The sequence below is a fragment of the Gammaproteobacteria bacterium genome (assembly GCA_024235095.1).
Taxonomy (GTDB): Bacteria; Pseudomonadota; Gammaproteobacteria; order Competibacterales; family Competibacteraceae; genus UBA2383.
Genome location: JACKNC010000001.1, coordinates 2,899,123 through 2,913,889 on the forward strand (window position 1 = coordinate 2,899,123; position 14,767 = coordinate 2,913,889).

The following is a 14,767-nucleotide window of genomic DNA, read 5'->3' on the forward strand; positions in this document are numbered from 1 at the left end:
TGCATGAAAACCCCTCTCCCCCAGTGTGAGAGGGGTTGGAGAGATTTTTTGTCACTCTCGGATGCGTTGGCGTTCAGAACGCCGGACGTAAATCCAGAACCCGCTTCGCCTTGCCTTCCGACACTGGCAGACTACCCGGTGGGTGCAGCTCAACCGCTGGTTTCACCAGAATCGCCGAGCGCAACACCTCACCAATGTGTTCGCGCAGTTCATCCAGTGCGCGCGGCGGACCGGCGGACAGCGTCGCATCGACCTCGGTTTTGATCAGCAATCGATCCAATGATCCTCGCTTTTCCAGTTGGATCAAATAATTGGTTCCCACTCCCGGCATTTTCATCAAGGCGCTCTCAATCTGGGACGGGAAGACATTGACGCCGTTGATGATCAACAGATCATCGCTACGACCCTGGAGACGCGCCAGGCGGCGATGGACTCGCCCGCAGGGACAATGACCGCTCACTAAATGGGAAAGATCGCGGGTGCGATAGCGCAATAACGGCGTCGCTTGCCGTTGCAAGGGGGTCAACACGATCTCGCCGGTTTGCCCCTCAGCCAGCGGTTGCAAGGTTTCTGGATCGATAATTTCCAGAATGTAAGCATCTTCCCAAAGATGCAGACCGGTCTGGTGCAAGCACTCGAACGCTACGCCAGGACCGTTCATCTCGCTCAAACCATAAGAGTTATAAGCCTTGACGCCCAACAAGCCTTCAATCTTGCGTCGCGTCTCCTCGGAGTGCGGTTCAGCGCCGATAAACGCTTTTTGCAGCGCAAGCTCCGCGACGGTCACTCCTTCGCCCGCCAGCGCCGCCTGGAGATGCAACAGATAGCTAGGCGTGGCGTGAACGACGGTCGTGCGAAAGTTGCGCATTAACTGGATTTGGCGACTGGTGTTGCCAGAACTGGCCGGGATCACCAGCATTCCTACTCGTTCCGCCCCGTAATGCAGACCCAGCCCGCCAGTGAACAACCCATAATTCGTCATGTTCTGGAACACATCGCAGCGGGTGGCTCCGGTCGCAACGATGCAACGAGCAACCAATTCGGTCCAGCCATCAATGTCATGCTGGGTGTGATAAATCACCGTGGGCGCACCGGTCGTACCACTGGATGTGTGCAGGCGCACTACTTCCTCCCGGTCAACCGCCAGCAAACCTTCGGGATAGGCGTCGCGCAGGTCGTCTTTCGTGGTATAGGGCAGGCGACGCACATCACGCAGGCTGGCGATGTCTTCCGGATGGCTCAATCCAATCCCGGTTAGCCGTCGCTTGTAAAAGGGAGTTTTCAGCGCCCAGGCAATGGTGTTGCGCAAATAAGCGAGTTGCAGGCGCTCCAGCGCCTCCCGTTCCATGAATTCAATCGCCGGGTTCCAGGCCGGTGCGTTCATTGATTAATTACGGTTCCTGAATGGAAAATAGTCGGGCAATAGGAACGGAAACCGCTGGGTCAGCCGCCTTGAACTGAATGAAAATGGTAGCTACTTTTCGTCCAGCTTCAACGCTGCTGAATTAATGCAATACCGTAAACCAGTCGGGGCGGGGCCATCATCGAAGACATGGCCGAGATGCGCCCCACAATCCGCGCACAACACCTCCGTCCGGCGCATGAACCAGCTTCGATCTTCAGCCGTCGCTACTTTTTCCGCATTGACCGGCGCCCAGAAACTGGGCCAGCCGGTGCCGGAATTGAATTTAGCCTGGGCGTCGAACAGCGGTGCGCCACAGCACACGCAGTGGTAAACGCCGGGATCGTGGCAATCATGGTAGGTGCCGGTGAACGCCGGTTCAGTCCCTTTCTGACGGCAGATTTTGTACTGCTCAGGGGTCAACTGCGCACGCCATTCGGCATCCGTGTGGGTGATCTTGTTGCTCATGTGAGGTTCCTCAAGGTCGGTTGAGTCCGCTCAATAGACCGTGGAGGCATGAATTAGTGTCAAATTGATGCCTCTTCGGTGTGTTGATCCATGCGCTTTTGCAGCGCCTCCCAGACATGCTCCGCCAGACCCACGCCAACTTCATTAAACGCCAGGAAGGTCATATCAGCGCCCGCCGCCTTGAGTTCGCTTTCTTCCTCGGGATAATGACTGATCGCTCCAATCAATCCTGGAAAACCGCGACGCCGCAGTTGTCGACTGGCAATACGCTTAGCCTCCGAATCAGGCATCGCCAATATCACCGCCTTGATGCCTTCCAGCCGTAACCGGTGCCAGAAACCCGGATCCTCGGCGTCTGCATACACGACTCGCCGGCCCTCGTGAAGATGCCGCTCCACTTTGCTGAAATCCGAGTCGATGCCCGATACCATCAGGATTTTGTGTTCTTCAGGAATATTTTGGCGTTTCTTGAGGAAGTCATAAGCGGCGGCGCCGGCGTCACCCATACCAATGATCAGAATCTGGGTGCTGCCCAGCGATACCGGTTGCTCGTCAGGATGATGATCGGGACGCTCAAAGCGCGTCAACCAATCCTCGAATCGCTCGTACAAGGTATGAGCAAAGCGGTTAACCGGCGCAGTGATCACAAAGGATAGCGCTACCGCAATAGCCAGCAGCACTAGCCATTCCGGCTCCAGTTGGCCATTGCCCACCATGAATTTCACTACGATCAGGGTAAATTCGCTGTAGCTGGTCAGAGCCAGCGCGCTCAGGAAGGCAGTTCTCGCCCGCAAACGGAACGCCAGCAGGATGAAGAAGAACAGCGCCGCCTTCAGCGGCAGCAGCAGCGCCAGCAACCCGGCCCCGCCTAACATGGCCAGACTTGGCCAACCCATCAGGCCGATTTGCAGGAAAAAACCCACCAGCAGCACTTCCTTGAGCGACCAGACCGCTCGGGCCAATTCTGCAGCCTTGGGATGGCCAACCAGCAATACGCCAAGCAGGAGCGCGCCCAGTTCCGAACTCAGTCCCAGATGCTCGAAACCCAGTCCACCTACGACCAGCGCCAGCGCCAGACCGTAGAGCACCAATAGTTCATCGTGGCCGCTCCAGTCCAGAATTTTGGTCACCAGCGGTCGTAGCAACGGCAGTCCCAGCACCAGCAATGCCCAAGGCGACGGCGCCGCAGCTCCGGCAAAAGCCATCAACGCCAGCGCCGCCAGATCCTGAATGATCAGAATGCCAATCGCCAGCCGGCCATGAAAAGCGCGCAGTTCGACCTTTTCTTCCAGCGTCTTGGCAGCCAGCACCGTACTGGAAAACCCCAGCGTCGTCGCCAGCACTAATGCTTGCCAAGCGGGCAGAGTGACCACCGCCAAGAACCCCAGCCCCAGTAGAACGCCGCTGATGATCAGATGCAGCAACCCCCCGGCCCAAACTTCGGGACGGGCCAGACTTTTGATGCGCAGTTTTAAACCGACGCTGAACAGCAATAGCAATACGCCGGCATGGGCGATATGGTCGAGCAATGCGCTGCCTTGCTGACCAAAGGCGTTCAGCGCGAATCCGGCAGCCAGATAACCGACCAGCGCCGGTAGGCCCAGATGGCGGGAAAGTAGCCCCAATAGGAAGGCGAGTGCAAGCCAGAGTGCATCCATGACTGTGATAAACCTTTAAGCTTTCTTCAAAACCCGCACCACGTACAACAGAGCCATCGCCCCCACGGTTGCGGTGATGAGATGGCCGATCAGACCCACAGCGGCGAAGCCGATCAGGCGGAATAGAAATCCGCCAACAAACGCGCCGACCACGCCAATCACCAGATTACCGCCCAGTCCCATGCCGCTGCCGCGCATGAAATTCGTGGCAATCCAGCCCGCCACCAAGCCAATTAACAGAAATCCGATCAGATCCATAGCGTTCTCACCTCAACCAGGTAATTTGGATTCATCAATCCATACGCTTGCGCAGTAGAAAAAAGAATTGTCCGTTCGTCTCCTGCACCTCCAGCAATTCATGGCCCGACTGTTGGCTGAAGGTTGCAAAATCCCGAACCGACTCCGGATCGGTAGCGGTTATGCGCAACGTTTGTCCGCCCTGCAAACCCGCCAGCGCCTTCTTGGCTTTGAGAATCGGCAACGGGCAGTTCAGCCCCGATGTATCGAGTTCAGCATCAATGACGGTCATGGCGGCGGAAAATTCTCCAAAAGTCTTACTATCATTCAAGCATGTCTATTCTCCAGGTGCAAATCCTGGAACCCTGGAGCCGGCTATCGAGTCTGACAGGAATCTCATTGCCGATTTGTGGAAATGCTATGTCGCATCGCTTGCCGCCTCTAATGCTGAGCCTGATTCTAAGCCTGACGCCCAGCGCGCCCGCGACGGCGCAGTCGATTCTGTTGCCGGATATCGGCGATCCATCCAGCGTCTATTTCGGCGCCAATGACGAACAGAAACTGGGCCTGGAAATCATGCGGAAATTGCGTGATCGCGGCGCAGTGCTGGATGACGCGCAACTGACTCAGTATCTGAACTCGATCGGCCAAAGCATTGTCACCTACGCCGACCAGAATGGCGCGCCCTACACTTTTTTCATGGTGCGTGATTCCAGCATCAATGCCTTCGCATTGCCGCATAACTTCATTGGCGTCAATGCCGGCCTGTTGCTGGCGACCCAGCGTGAAGACGAACTGGCCGGAGTGATCGCCCATGAAATCGCCCATGTCTCCCAGCGGCACATTGTCCGCGCTATGGCCGATATGCAGCGCCTGAGCTTGCCGATGGCGGCGGCTATGCTGGCGGGCGCAGCACTGGCCGCATCCGGCAGCAGTCAGGTCGGCCAGGCGGCGATGGTCGGTTCCATGGCCGCCAGCGCCCAGCATCAAATCAGTTTTACGCGCGCCAACGAACAGGAAGCCGACCGCATCGGCATGCAATTTCTGGCCAAGGCGGGTTTTGATCCCAAAGGGATGACTGACTTTTTTGGCAAACTGGAGCGTTTATCCAGTGGGGAAGCGCGCAACCAGATTCCCGAAATGCTGTTGACCCATCCCCGTCCGGAAAACCGCGCCGCCGATACGCAGGACCGCATCCTTCTGCCGCCGGTGCGCCAAGCCGCTCCGCGTGACCGCCAAGCCTATGCATTGGCCAAAGCCCGAACCCAAGTATTGGTGACCGAGGATACCCATACGCTGATCCGCGAATTGGAAACCCGGCTGACCCGAGGTGATTTTACTAATGAAATGGCCGAGCGCTACGCCTACGCCCTGGCGCTGCGTCAGGCCGGTCGTTACGACGACGCCCAGCAGCAGGTCGCCCGCCTGCTGCGCAATAATCCAGACCGGTTGGCGTTCCGCATCGAGGCTGCGGAAATCGCCCTGGCTAAAGGCGACCGGGCGCGAGCCTGGCGCTTGTTTGAAGACACCTGTCGGCTTTATCCTGATGACTTTACTTTGGCAATGCACTATGGCTCAGCGTTGACCACCCAGGGCAATCCCCAACGCGCCATGCAATTGCTACAGCCGCATTTGCGCCGCCATCCCAACGATCCGCAGCTGTACGCCACCTATGCGCAGGCGGCGCAACGAGCAGGGGACCGGGCGGCGACTTACGCAACTATGGCTGAATATTACTACCTGAATGGCGAATTGCTGGCGGCAGTGGATCAACTGGAGGCCGGTTTACGCAATCCAGGATTGTCCCCGAATCAGGAGGCGCAGTTGCGCGCCCGGCTGAAACTGTTCAAAGCGGAAGCCCTGGCTCAAGACCTGCCAGTCTCTAAATCAACGACACCCTGAGCGAAAACCGGCGATAGCGAAATGACTCGTCTATACTCCAGTGATTACCCCAATCAATCCAGAATTCCCCGTTGCCATGATTGAGCAAACCGAGCAGACCGAACCGACTTCTACGTCCGATACGGGCCAATTCGATATTGAACTGGCGCTCAGGCAGGCCCGCGCCTATCTGGCCTTTGGCGAGCAGATCCGTCAATTTACCGACCGGCTGAATGCGCAGGTGGATGAACAAACCGATTGGGGTGCGGCGTTACAGCAGCATTTCACTGAACTCAAGGCCGCGATTGCCCAGTCTGCCGAGGATCCGAAGATTAATCCCGAACTGGCCCGGTTTTGGCTTTTAATTGCCGAAACCTGGAGTGGAACCGTCGCTTCGCTGGGGATGGCGGCGGAAACCATTCCCGAGGAGCTGCGGCAATCCGAATCCTGGCGCTCCTATCAACGCACCCAGATGGAATATCTGGATTTGCTGCAAGGCGCGGCCCGTGAAGCGCTGGATCGGATGGAGGAGAAGCTCAACGAATTCGCCGCTGCCGGAAAGACAATTGCCAGCCTGCGCGAGTTATATAACCTGTGGGTGGACTGCAATGAAGAAACCTACGGTCGAATGCTGCGCAGCTCCACCTATGCGGTTCTCAACGGCCGTCTCATCAACAGCCTGCTGCATTGTTACCAGCGCCGGGGGACTGCGCCATGATCGGATTGACCTCTGAACAGATCGCTACGGAAATCGAAGCCTTCAGCGCCCGGTTGACGCAAGGTTCCCGGGTACTGGCCGGATTGGGCGAGATCGAATCCGGGGTCTCGGCGCGCGAGGTGATTTACCAGGAAGACAAGCTGACCCTGTACCGCTATCAACCCCGGGCGCAGAATCTACATCCTGTGCCGCTGCTGATCGTCTACGCGCTGGTCAATCGGCCCTATATGATGGATTTGCAGGAAGATCGCTCGATGATTCGGGGATTGCTGGACGCCGGACTGGATGTTTATCTGATCGATTGGGGTTATCCCGACGCCGGTGATCGGAGTCTGACCTTGGCGGACTACATCCATCGCTATATCGACCACTGCGTGGAGGTTCTGCGCGAACGTCATGGAACGGACGTCATTAACCTGCTGGGCGTCTGCCAGGGCGGCGCGCTGAGTCTTTGCTTCGCTGCGCTTTACCCGGCGAAAATTCGCAATCTGGTCACGATGGTGACGCCCGTGGATTTCCAGACTCCGGATAATTTACTGAGTCAACTGATCCGGTACGTTGATGTGGATCTGCTGGTCGATACCCTCGGCAATCTGCCAGGCCAGATGCTCAATTTCGCTTTCCTGTCATTGAGTCCCTTTCGCCTAGCCGGGCAAAAGTATGTCGATTTGACCGATGCTTTCGACGATGCGCAGGCGCTGAAAAACTTTCTGCGCATGGAAAAATGGATTTTCGACAGTCCGGATCAGGCTGGGGAAGCCTTTCGCCAGTTCGCTAAAGATTTCTTTCAACAGAATAAGCTGGTCAAGGGCGAAGTCGTGATTGGCGACCGGCGCGTGGATCTGCATGAGGTCGTCATGCCGGTGCTCAATGTTTACGCTACCCAGGATCATCTTGTGCCGCCGTCGGCGTCCAGGGCGTTAGCGGACTGTTGCGGAAGCCGGGACTATTCGGAGTTCTCCTTCCGGGGCGGTCACATCGGCATCTATGTCAGCGCCCGCGCCCAGCGGGAAGTGCCGCCAGCGATTGCCGCCTGGTTGCTGGCGCGTTAAGGTGCTATAGTCTGGCAACCTGTTTAGCCTGCATTCCAAGGTACGCGGTGCGTACCCTACATCGACTACATCGACGACGTTGATACCGATCATTCAAGAGTAGGGTACGCGCCGCGTACCGCTGTAGTGAATAGAATTCAGACGCTTTTATCTTTCTTATTACTCTTACGTTCTTTTTCGGGCTTTGCCGAGGATGACGCCGGGTTCACTGGATTTCCTGACGGCGTGGGGTTTGGTCGAACCAGCGGTGAAAATTCGCCGACGGCGGACGGCGGATAGGGTTTCTGGAGCTGTTCATTGACGCTCTTCCAGAGCGACAGATTATGCTCCACCAGTTCGGTCATCATCGCCAGCGGATTCTTGCCGATAAACGTGCGCATCTGTTCTCGAAACAGGTGCTGTTGATCCACAAACGCCTGTAGGCTTTTCTCCAGATAATTGCCCATCATGCCTTGCAGCGTGTCGCCGTAAAACCGAATGATGTGCGCCAAGACTTCCGTGGTGAAAATCGGGTTGCCCTGTTCCTCTTGCTCGCTGATGATCTGTAGTAAAATTCCGCGTGTGATGTCGGTATTGGTCCGGGCGTCAATGACATGAAAATTGGCGCGATCCAGCACCAGTTGCTTGACATCTTCCAGGGTAATATAGCTGCTGACGGCCGTGTCATAGAGTCGGCGGTTCGGGTATTTCTTGATAATACGCGGTTCACTCATGGCGGGACATGCAGAAAAGCGGCGCGGCGCCACCGGAGAGGCGGCGCCGCCCGGTTCATGATCTAGCGGAAGTAGAGGCCGCCGTTAACGGTAACGTCTTCGCCGGTCAGGAAACCGGCGTCTTCGGCAGTCATGAAGGCAACCGTGCGAGCGATTTCGGACGGTTCGCCCAAACGACCGACAGGAATGGTCCCGACGATTTTCGCCAGCACATCCTCGCGGATGGCCCGCACCATTTCGGTGCCGATGTAGCCCGGAGAAATGGAGTTGACGGTGACGCCCTTCTTGGCGCATTCCTGGGCCAATGACTTGGTGAAGCCATAAACCGCCGCTTTGGTTGCGGAGTAGTTAGCCTGACCGGCCTGGCCTTTGATGCCATTGACCGAAGAAATATTGACGATGCGGCCCCAGTTCCGCTCCACCATCTTCCCATAGACCTGCTTGGTCATGTTGAAGATGCTGTTCAGGTTGGTGTTGATGACGGCATGCCACTGTTCCGGGGTCATCTTGTGGAACATGGCGTCACGGGTGATGCCGGCGTTGTTGACCAGGATTTCAATCGGTCCGACTTCCGCTTCGATCTTCTTGCACGCTTCGGCGCAGGAATCGAAATCGGTAACGTCAGCCAGATAGACCGGGATATCCAGACCTTCGGCCTTGCGGTCGGCCTTCCACTTGTCCACGACTTCCGCGGAGAGACCGCTGTAATCAACCGCTACCGCCTTCCGGCCCTGTTCAACCAGCGCCTTGCACATCGCCGTGCCCAAACCACCGATACCACCAGTAACCACTGCAACTCGGGACATTGAGATACTCCTCCTCAGATTATTTGCTTATTGATCAACTGCATTCGACGGCCAAAAAAACAGCGTTCCGACCGTCGCCGATGTTCAGGGCCACGAGACCCTTTCTGGCGTCCCGGCGGATTCTGTCATGCGCGAATTGGCGCACTGGCCGCCGTTGACATTCACTTTAGCTGGCTTTTCCAGCCTATTTCACGGTTGACGAGGATCGAATCACGCCTTGCCTGGCGCAAGCATTCGATACAAATGCATAAGGCGTATTGGTTTTATAAACCTGACGATCAATGGAAACCGGAAATAGCTCCCTGTTAATTTAAGCGCAGCATATTGAAGCCTGCCATACCCCTTGTCAACCAATTCCGCTGTGCAGCATTGGGCAATCCGGGGTTATGTTGCGGCTTGTCGATCACCAGAGGCGCTGCCAACCATGCGCAATCCCCCCCGACCCCCCTTTTTCAAAGGGGGGAGATGAATGCTTACGTTTTTCAAAGGGGGAGGTGAATGCTTACGTTTTTCAAAGGGGGAGGTGAATGCTTACGTTCAGCGCGGCGCTTTTTCCTGGGGAACGGGCAATAGCTCGAAATAAACCAGAAAGGTCGATTGCCAGGCGCTGCAGTTATCATCGCTGATCATGAAAAATCGCTGCTCCCGGTGACGGGTCAGACCCTCGAAATTGTCCAGCAACCAGCCCTGACTGCTATCGAAAACCGCCACATTGGCGACATTCAGTAGCGCTGCTTTTCCCGGCGTGGGCAATTCGGTCCGGCGCAGACTGATAATCAGGGGACGTAAAGGCGCGACAAAGGCCCGTTCCAGGGTCAGAAGACTGCCATCCGGCAGAGCCGCCATGTCGACCAGCGCGCTTTCCGGCGCAGGACCGAGAGGATAGCTCCAGGAGCGGCCACCATCGAGTTGAAAGAGGCGAACCTGATCCGACGGCTCGTTGCGTAGTGACACTTCCGTTCCGACCAACGGCCCCCAGCGTGGGTGAATCGTGATGGCTTCCAACGCCTGATTTTCATCGCGATAGTGGCGTCGATTCCTGAGCGGCGCGGGTAATTTTTCGTCACCCTGCCGATGGCCGGTTGGCGTGTAGCGAACCACTCTGGGCCTTCTTTCATAGGAGACCAGCAATTCTGTGTCGTTCTGAATGGCGTTTTCGCCATTGCGTATGGCTAGACCTTCGGCATCGTTGTAGGGAAATCGCAATGGCTGGTCACGGCTGTCCCGCAGAGGATAAGCCGCCATCAACTGAACTCCCGTCAAATAGCCCTGCTCGCTGAATTCCGGTCGCAAGTGAAACAGGGCGCCAAAGTCGGAGAGAGCATACAGAATGCTGGCGTCCTCGTCCCAGGCTAATCCCGATAGACCGCACAACCGTTGTCCATTGATTTCGGTATTGGCCAACCGCAATGCACCCAGCAGGCGAATCCCGGCGTAAACTTCCCCGACGCTAACCTGATCGGCCAACGTAATCGGGGTTGTCTTAAACTCCTGGGTCGCGCAGGTGCTGGCGTTTAGTCCAACCATCAAGATGCAAATCAGTAATAAGCGACGAGGCATGAGGACTCCAGTTAAGATCGCCACGGTGCAAGTTGAAACGGATGAACCATTAAGGCGCTAAGAAGCGTTTTCGTACAGCTAAGGCGATCCGTGAATTTCCCCTTTCGCGAAGGGGCTTCAGAGTAGCGTAGATACAAGGTTAGATTGCCGTCTTTTTGGCAACACAACCAGCGGCGATTCCCATTTCTTATGCTATGATTATGCCTTATGGTAAGCGTCAATTCAGGGCAGGTTCAGGATGGTGTGGCACAATCTTCCGTTACCGCGCAGGATTGCCCCTTTGTCAGAAGCCGACTGGCGTATTTCCCCCTTTGCAAAAGGGAACGTCAACGTAATTCCCCTCTTTGCAAAAAGGAACGCCGACGCAATTCCCCCTTTGTAAAAGGGGGCAAGGGGGGATTCCACCTTGACGCAACAAACTTTTGCAGTAAACTTGACGTGATCGTAGTTTTCAAGCAACATAACAACAAGTTTGTATCTTTTTTTCACGATGCGCCCGACCCGAGACGACTAGACCTTGGTGAATCTGCGAGAATTAGAGGTATGGCGTGGGTTATTGGTGTTTTTTTACGAGTCATCGTCTCATTTCCTTGAATCCGTATTGATTCATGGGGTAGTCTTTGCGGGTGTGTTTCACCACGAAATTTTTAGGTTGTTGTTTTCCTACAACGGTGAGGTAAGTTAATATGGCTTTTCAAACTCAAGACGCTAAAACCATTAGCTGGTTCTATGCTGCTGCTTTCGGGCGGACGCCGGTGCCGGATTCGACGGCGACGGATAATGGCGACCTTGGCGGTCTGATTTTCTGGACCAATGTATTCATCGCGGGGGAGGGAGATTTCGCGCAGTTCCAGGGTAATCTCGATGCGATCGGCGACTTCTTCGTGGCGTCGGACGAGTTTCAGGCGAAGTATCCAGCCGCACTGACCAACGAACAGTTCGTGACCGCTTTGTATGACAACATGTTGAACCGCGCCCCGGATCTGGCGGGATTCAATTTTTGGGTGAATGAGCTGAACAGTGGCCAAAGCCGCGGCGCGGTGCTGGTTGATTTCGCTAATACCGAGGAAAACCAGGGCGCGATTCCCAACCAAAGCGCGGCATTGGATAGCTTTATCCTCTTCATTGCAAATGACAACAGCATGCCGAATCCGGTGATCACGCCGGAAGAGGCGACGACCTGGCTGGCGGACAACCCGACGCTGGATGCGTCTATCATCGACCTGCCGCTGGACACCACGGCTCCGACTATCGACGCCGATCAAACAGCGACCTACTCCGAGGGTTCCACCGCTGATGCGATCCTGCTTACCTTAGATGCAGCGGATAACGTGGGCGGCAGCGGCATTGAGAGCTTCGCCATCGTTAGCGGCGATGACAACCATTATTTCGAGATTGACGCCGACGGCAACATCAGCCTGACGGCGGCGGGCGCAGCAGCGGGCGCGGCGTCCAACAGCGCCACGGTCGATCCTGATACCTTTACCCTGGGTGTTACCGCGACCGACCGGGCAGGCAATACCTCGACGGCGGTCGATGTGGTCCTGACCGTAGCCGATGTTACGCCGCCGGCCCTGAGTTCGGCGCTGGTTGGGCCGACTTCGATCATTCTGGCCTACAACGAGAACCTGGACGCCACTAAACTGCCGCTGCCCACCGATTTTGCAGTGACGCAGAATGGGACGACGGCTGTTAGCGTCAACTCAGTGACCATCAGCGGCTCCTCGGTGACGCTGGCGCTGGCGGCGGCTCCGACGGGTACCGTGACGGTGTCCTACACGCCGAATGCGGATACGGGCAAGCAATTGCAGGATCTGGCAGGCAATCCAGCGGTGGCGCTGGCCAACCAGGCCACGCAGGGCGATACGACCGCGCCGATCTTGATGAGTACTGAACCGGCGGATAGCGCCACCGATGTAGCGGTGGGCGTCAATATCGTGATGAACTTCTCCGAGACAGTGAAGGCGGGGACGGGAAATATCATCATCGCCAACAGCGCCGATGGAACCGATACCCGCACGATCAGTGTCACCGATACCTCGCAGGTGACCTTCAGCGGTGCGAAGATGACCATCAACCCGACAGCCGATCTGAAGGCTAATGGCAGCTATACGGTCACGATGGGCGCGGGTGTGGTTGAAGACCTGGTCGGGAATGACTTTGCCGGTCTGAGTGGCACTGACTTGAACTTCTCCACGCCGGGCGGTGGCGGTGGCACAGAGGGCCAAATTTTTGCGCTCACTACCAGCACTGACGTTATTCCGGGACTGATCGGTTCGCTGGGCACCACAAACACTGATGGCGATGACACGATTATCGGTGGATCGGGTTCCGCCGGTGGTAGCAACACGCTAGGTTCCGCTGATAGCATTAATGCAGGCAAGGGTACTGACACTCTCAAGTTCACATCGGAGGGTAGTGGTGCCGCTGTCAGCGTCACACCGAACCTGACCTCGGTGGAAAAGGTGTTCATCCAGGGTCTCGCCATGGGCGGCACTGTTGTTAATATGGTGAATGCAACGGGTACAACCGAGATCTGGAACGAACGTTCTACGGATGCGGGCGGCGTGCTCGTCACCAATGTTCAGGAACAGGCAATTGTCGGCGTCAAGGGCGAAATTACTGGTGCAAGTTATTATGCGGTTGCGTTTAAGGACAGCCTGGTTTCCGGCGCAAATGATGCGATTACTATCGCCCTGGATGGCGCCACGCTTGGTGTCTTGGCGGTAGGCGACACAAGTTTAGCTAACGAGTTTGAGACGCTGAAATTCGTTGGAACTGGCGTTAATAAGGTTACCACCCTGTGGGATAGTTTCGGTGCTGCTCTGAACACCACCAAAACCGTGGAATTTTCCGGTGCGGGTTCTATTGCTATTGTAGCTCCGCTTGCCGCGACCGTCACCACGGTTGACGCAACCAGCAATAGCGGCGGCGTATCGGTGGATGTGAGCGCTACGGGCACTTTGATGGCAACTGGCGGCTCGGGCAATGACACCTTTAAAATGGGCGCCAGCCTAACGACCGCTGATACGTTAGCAGGCGGTGCGGGCGTTAATACCATCGGCATTACTACCGGCACGTCATTGGTGGATAGCTTGAAAGTCACCAACTTCCAGACCTTGGACGTGGGTGGCGCTGATGCCAACGCGAATACCTACAACCTGTCGAAGCTGACTGGCATCACCAAGGTACAGGTAAGCGCTCCTACGAACGCGACAGCCGGTAACGAGGTAATTATTAACAACCTCGCTAAAGGCGCAAGCATTGAGATTGACGCTTCGATTGCGGGTGCATTGCAGGTAACGGGTGACTTGATTATCAATGTTAATGGCGCGGGCGCTGGTAGCCCGAACGATACGATCGATGTTCTGATCAAGAACAAGGCGGCCTTCGATACCACGGGTAACTTGGTCATCAACGACATCGAGACGGTCAACTTGACCTCTGACAAGGGGACTACCAGCGGCGATGTTAAGCACACGATTGCACAACTGACGGACGCAGCTGCAACTACGGTTGCGGTTCATGCCGGTTCTGGTCAGCTCGCCATCACCAACTTGGAAACATTGGCTTTGGTGCTGTTCGACGCCTCTGCGGCTACGCAAAAGGTTGAATTGACCACGGGTGCTGATGTCTTCACGGCGCTTAACGGCGTAGCCTTCAAGCTGGGGGCTGGTAACGACCTGCTGGACCTGACGGGCGCTACAGTGACTGGCGATATTCTCGTCACCGGCGGCGCTGGGGGTGACGCGATCACCCTGACGGCGGCTGGTCAGGTGGAAAAGTTGATTTATACCGCTGCGGGTCAATCCAATGTAGGCGTGACCAACAGTGAAAACAACTTTGATAAAATCGCTAACTTCACGACGACTGAGGACAAGATTGACCTGAAGGCTTTTGGGTTCACCGGCGCTTTGACCAGTGCCTTGAAGGTTGGTGCAGCGGCTGACATTGATGTGACTACGGGTGTGCTGGCAGCGGGCAAGGAAGCAAATTTCTTCGGTGCAGGCGCAGATCAACGCGCAGTAGTCATTGTCGATGATGGTGCTGACACGTGGGTTTATGTGGATGCTAACAAGGACGGTAGCTTTAACAGTGGCGATCTTGCCATTGAGTTGACTGGATTGACCGGAGGGACCATACCGGTTCTGGGTGACTTTACATTTGTCTAATGTCTTAGCGTTTGTCAGGCTGTATCGACTAAGACCTGATTGAAGGGTTGTAAACAGACCCCCCCGCCCTGTGATGAATAGGGCGGGGGGGTTGTCTTTT

The 14,767-nt window shown here is 56.1% G+C and carries 12 protein-coding genes; 4 read left to right on the forward strand and 8 right to left on the reverse strand.

Annotation, left to right across the window (positions count from 1 at the left end):
* Nucleotides 1-73 precede the first annotated feature (73 nt).
* From H6973_12855 to H6973_12875, 5 genes are all read right to left on the reverse strand, one after another.
* Nucleotides 74-1,384 carry a phenylacetate--CoA ligase gene (locus tag H6973_12855; GenBank protein ID MCP5126477.1) on the reverse strand — a complete coding sequence of 437 codons (1,311 nt, stop codon included), beginning with the start codon at nt 1,382-1,384 and terminating at the stop codon, nt 74-76.
* 90 nt (nt 1,385-1,474) lie between these two features.
* Complete coding sequence (gene msrB / locus H6973_12860) at nt 1,475-1,870, reverse strand: peptide-methionine (R)-S-oxide reductase MsrB (protein ID MCP5126478.1); 396 nt, start codon at nt 1,868-1,870, stop codon at nt 1,475-1,477.
* A gap of 59 nt (nt 1,871-1,929) precedes the next feature.
* Complete coding sequence (locus H6973_12865) at nt 1,930-3,528, reverse strand: cation:proton antiporter (protein ID MCP5126479.1); 1,599 nt, start codon at nt 3,526-3,528, stop codon at nt 1,930-1,932.
* A 15-nt stretch (nt 3,529-3,543) separates the two neighbouring features.
* The gene (locus H6973_12870) at nt 3,544-3,786 is read right to left on the reverse strand and encodes a GlsB/YeaQ/YmgE family stress response membrane protein (GenBank protein MCP5126480.1); all 243 of its coding nucleotides are present in this window, start codon (nt 3,784-3,786) and stop codon (nt 3,544-3,546) included.
* Between the two features lie 34 nt (nt 3,787-3,820).
* Nucleotides 3,821-4,057 (reverse strand): sulfurtransferase TusA family protein, encoded by a 237-nt coding sequence (locus H6973_12875; GenBank protein MCP5126481.1) that lies wholly within the window; start codon nt 4,055-4,057, stop codon nt 3,821-3,823.
* A gap of 128 nt (nt 4,058-4,185) precedes the next feature.
* Between H6973_12875 and H6973_12880 the strand changes: the two genes are divergently transcribed.
* From H6973_12880 to H6973_12890, 3 genes are all read left to right on the forward strand, one after another.
* Complete coding sequence (locus H6973_12880) at nt 4,186-5,667, forward strand: M48 family metallopeptidase (GenBank protein MCP5126482.1); 1,482 nt, start codon at nt 4,186-4,188, stop codon at nt 5,665-5,667.
* A 76-nt stretch (nt 5,668-5,743) separates the two neighbouring features.
* Nucleotides 5,744-6,364 carry a hypothetical protein gene (locus tag H6973_12885; protein MCP5126483.1) on the forward strand — a complete coding sequence of 207 codons (621 nt, stop codon included), beginning with the start codon at nt 5,744-5,746 and terminating at the stop codon, nt 6,362-6,364.
* Entirely contained in the window at nt 6,361-7,416 is a 1,056-nt protein-coding gene (locus H6973_12890) for a class III poly(R)-hydroxyalkanoic acid synthase subunit PhaC (protein ID MCP5126484.1), read from the forward strand. The genes H6973_12885 and H6973_12890 overlap by 4 nt, the downstream gene beginning before the upstream one ends.
* Nucleotides 7,417-7,553: 137 nt before the next feature.
* Here H6973_12890 and phaR read toward each other — a convergent pair whose 3' ends face one another.
* The 3 genes from phaR to H6973_12905 all read right to left on the reverse strand — a co-directional run bounded on the left by phaR (nt 7,554) and on the right by H6973_12905 (nt 10,495).
* Nucleotides 7,554-8,129, reverse strand: a complete 576-nt coding sequence (gene phaR, locus H6973_12895) for a polyhydroxyalkanoate synthesis repressor PhaR (protein MCP5126485.1) — start codon at nt 8,127-8,129, stop codon at nt 7,554-7,556.
* Nucleotides 8,130-8,191: 62 nt separating this feature from the next.
* On the reverse strand, nt 8,192-8,935 hold the full coding sequence (phbB, locus tag H6973_12900; protein MCP5126486.1) for an acetoacetyl-CoA reductase: 744 nt from the start codon (nt 8,933-8,935) through the stop codon (nt 8,192-8,194).
* 537 nt (nt 8,936-9,472) lie between these two features.
* Nucleotides 9,473-10,495, reverse strand: coding sequence for an esterase-like activity of phytase family protein (locus H6973_12905; GenBank protein MCP5126487.1), 1,023 nt, complete (start codon nt 10,493-10,495; stop codon nt 9,473-9,475).
* Between the two features lie 686 nt (nt 10,496-11,181).
* On the opposite strand from H6973_12905, the gene H6973_12910 reads away from it, so the two are divergent.
* Nucleotides 11,182-14,667 carry a DUF4214 domain-containing protein gene (locus H6973_12910; protein ID MCP5126488.1) on the forward strand — a complete coding sequence of 1,162 codons (3,486 nt, stop codon included), beginning with the start codon at nt 11,182-11,184 and terminating at the stop codon, nt 14,665-14,667.
* The last annotated feature ends 100 nt before the right edge of the window (nt 14,668-14,767 follow it).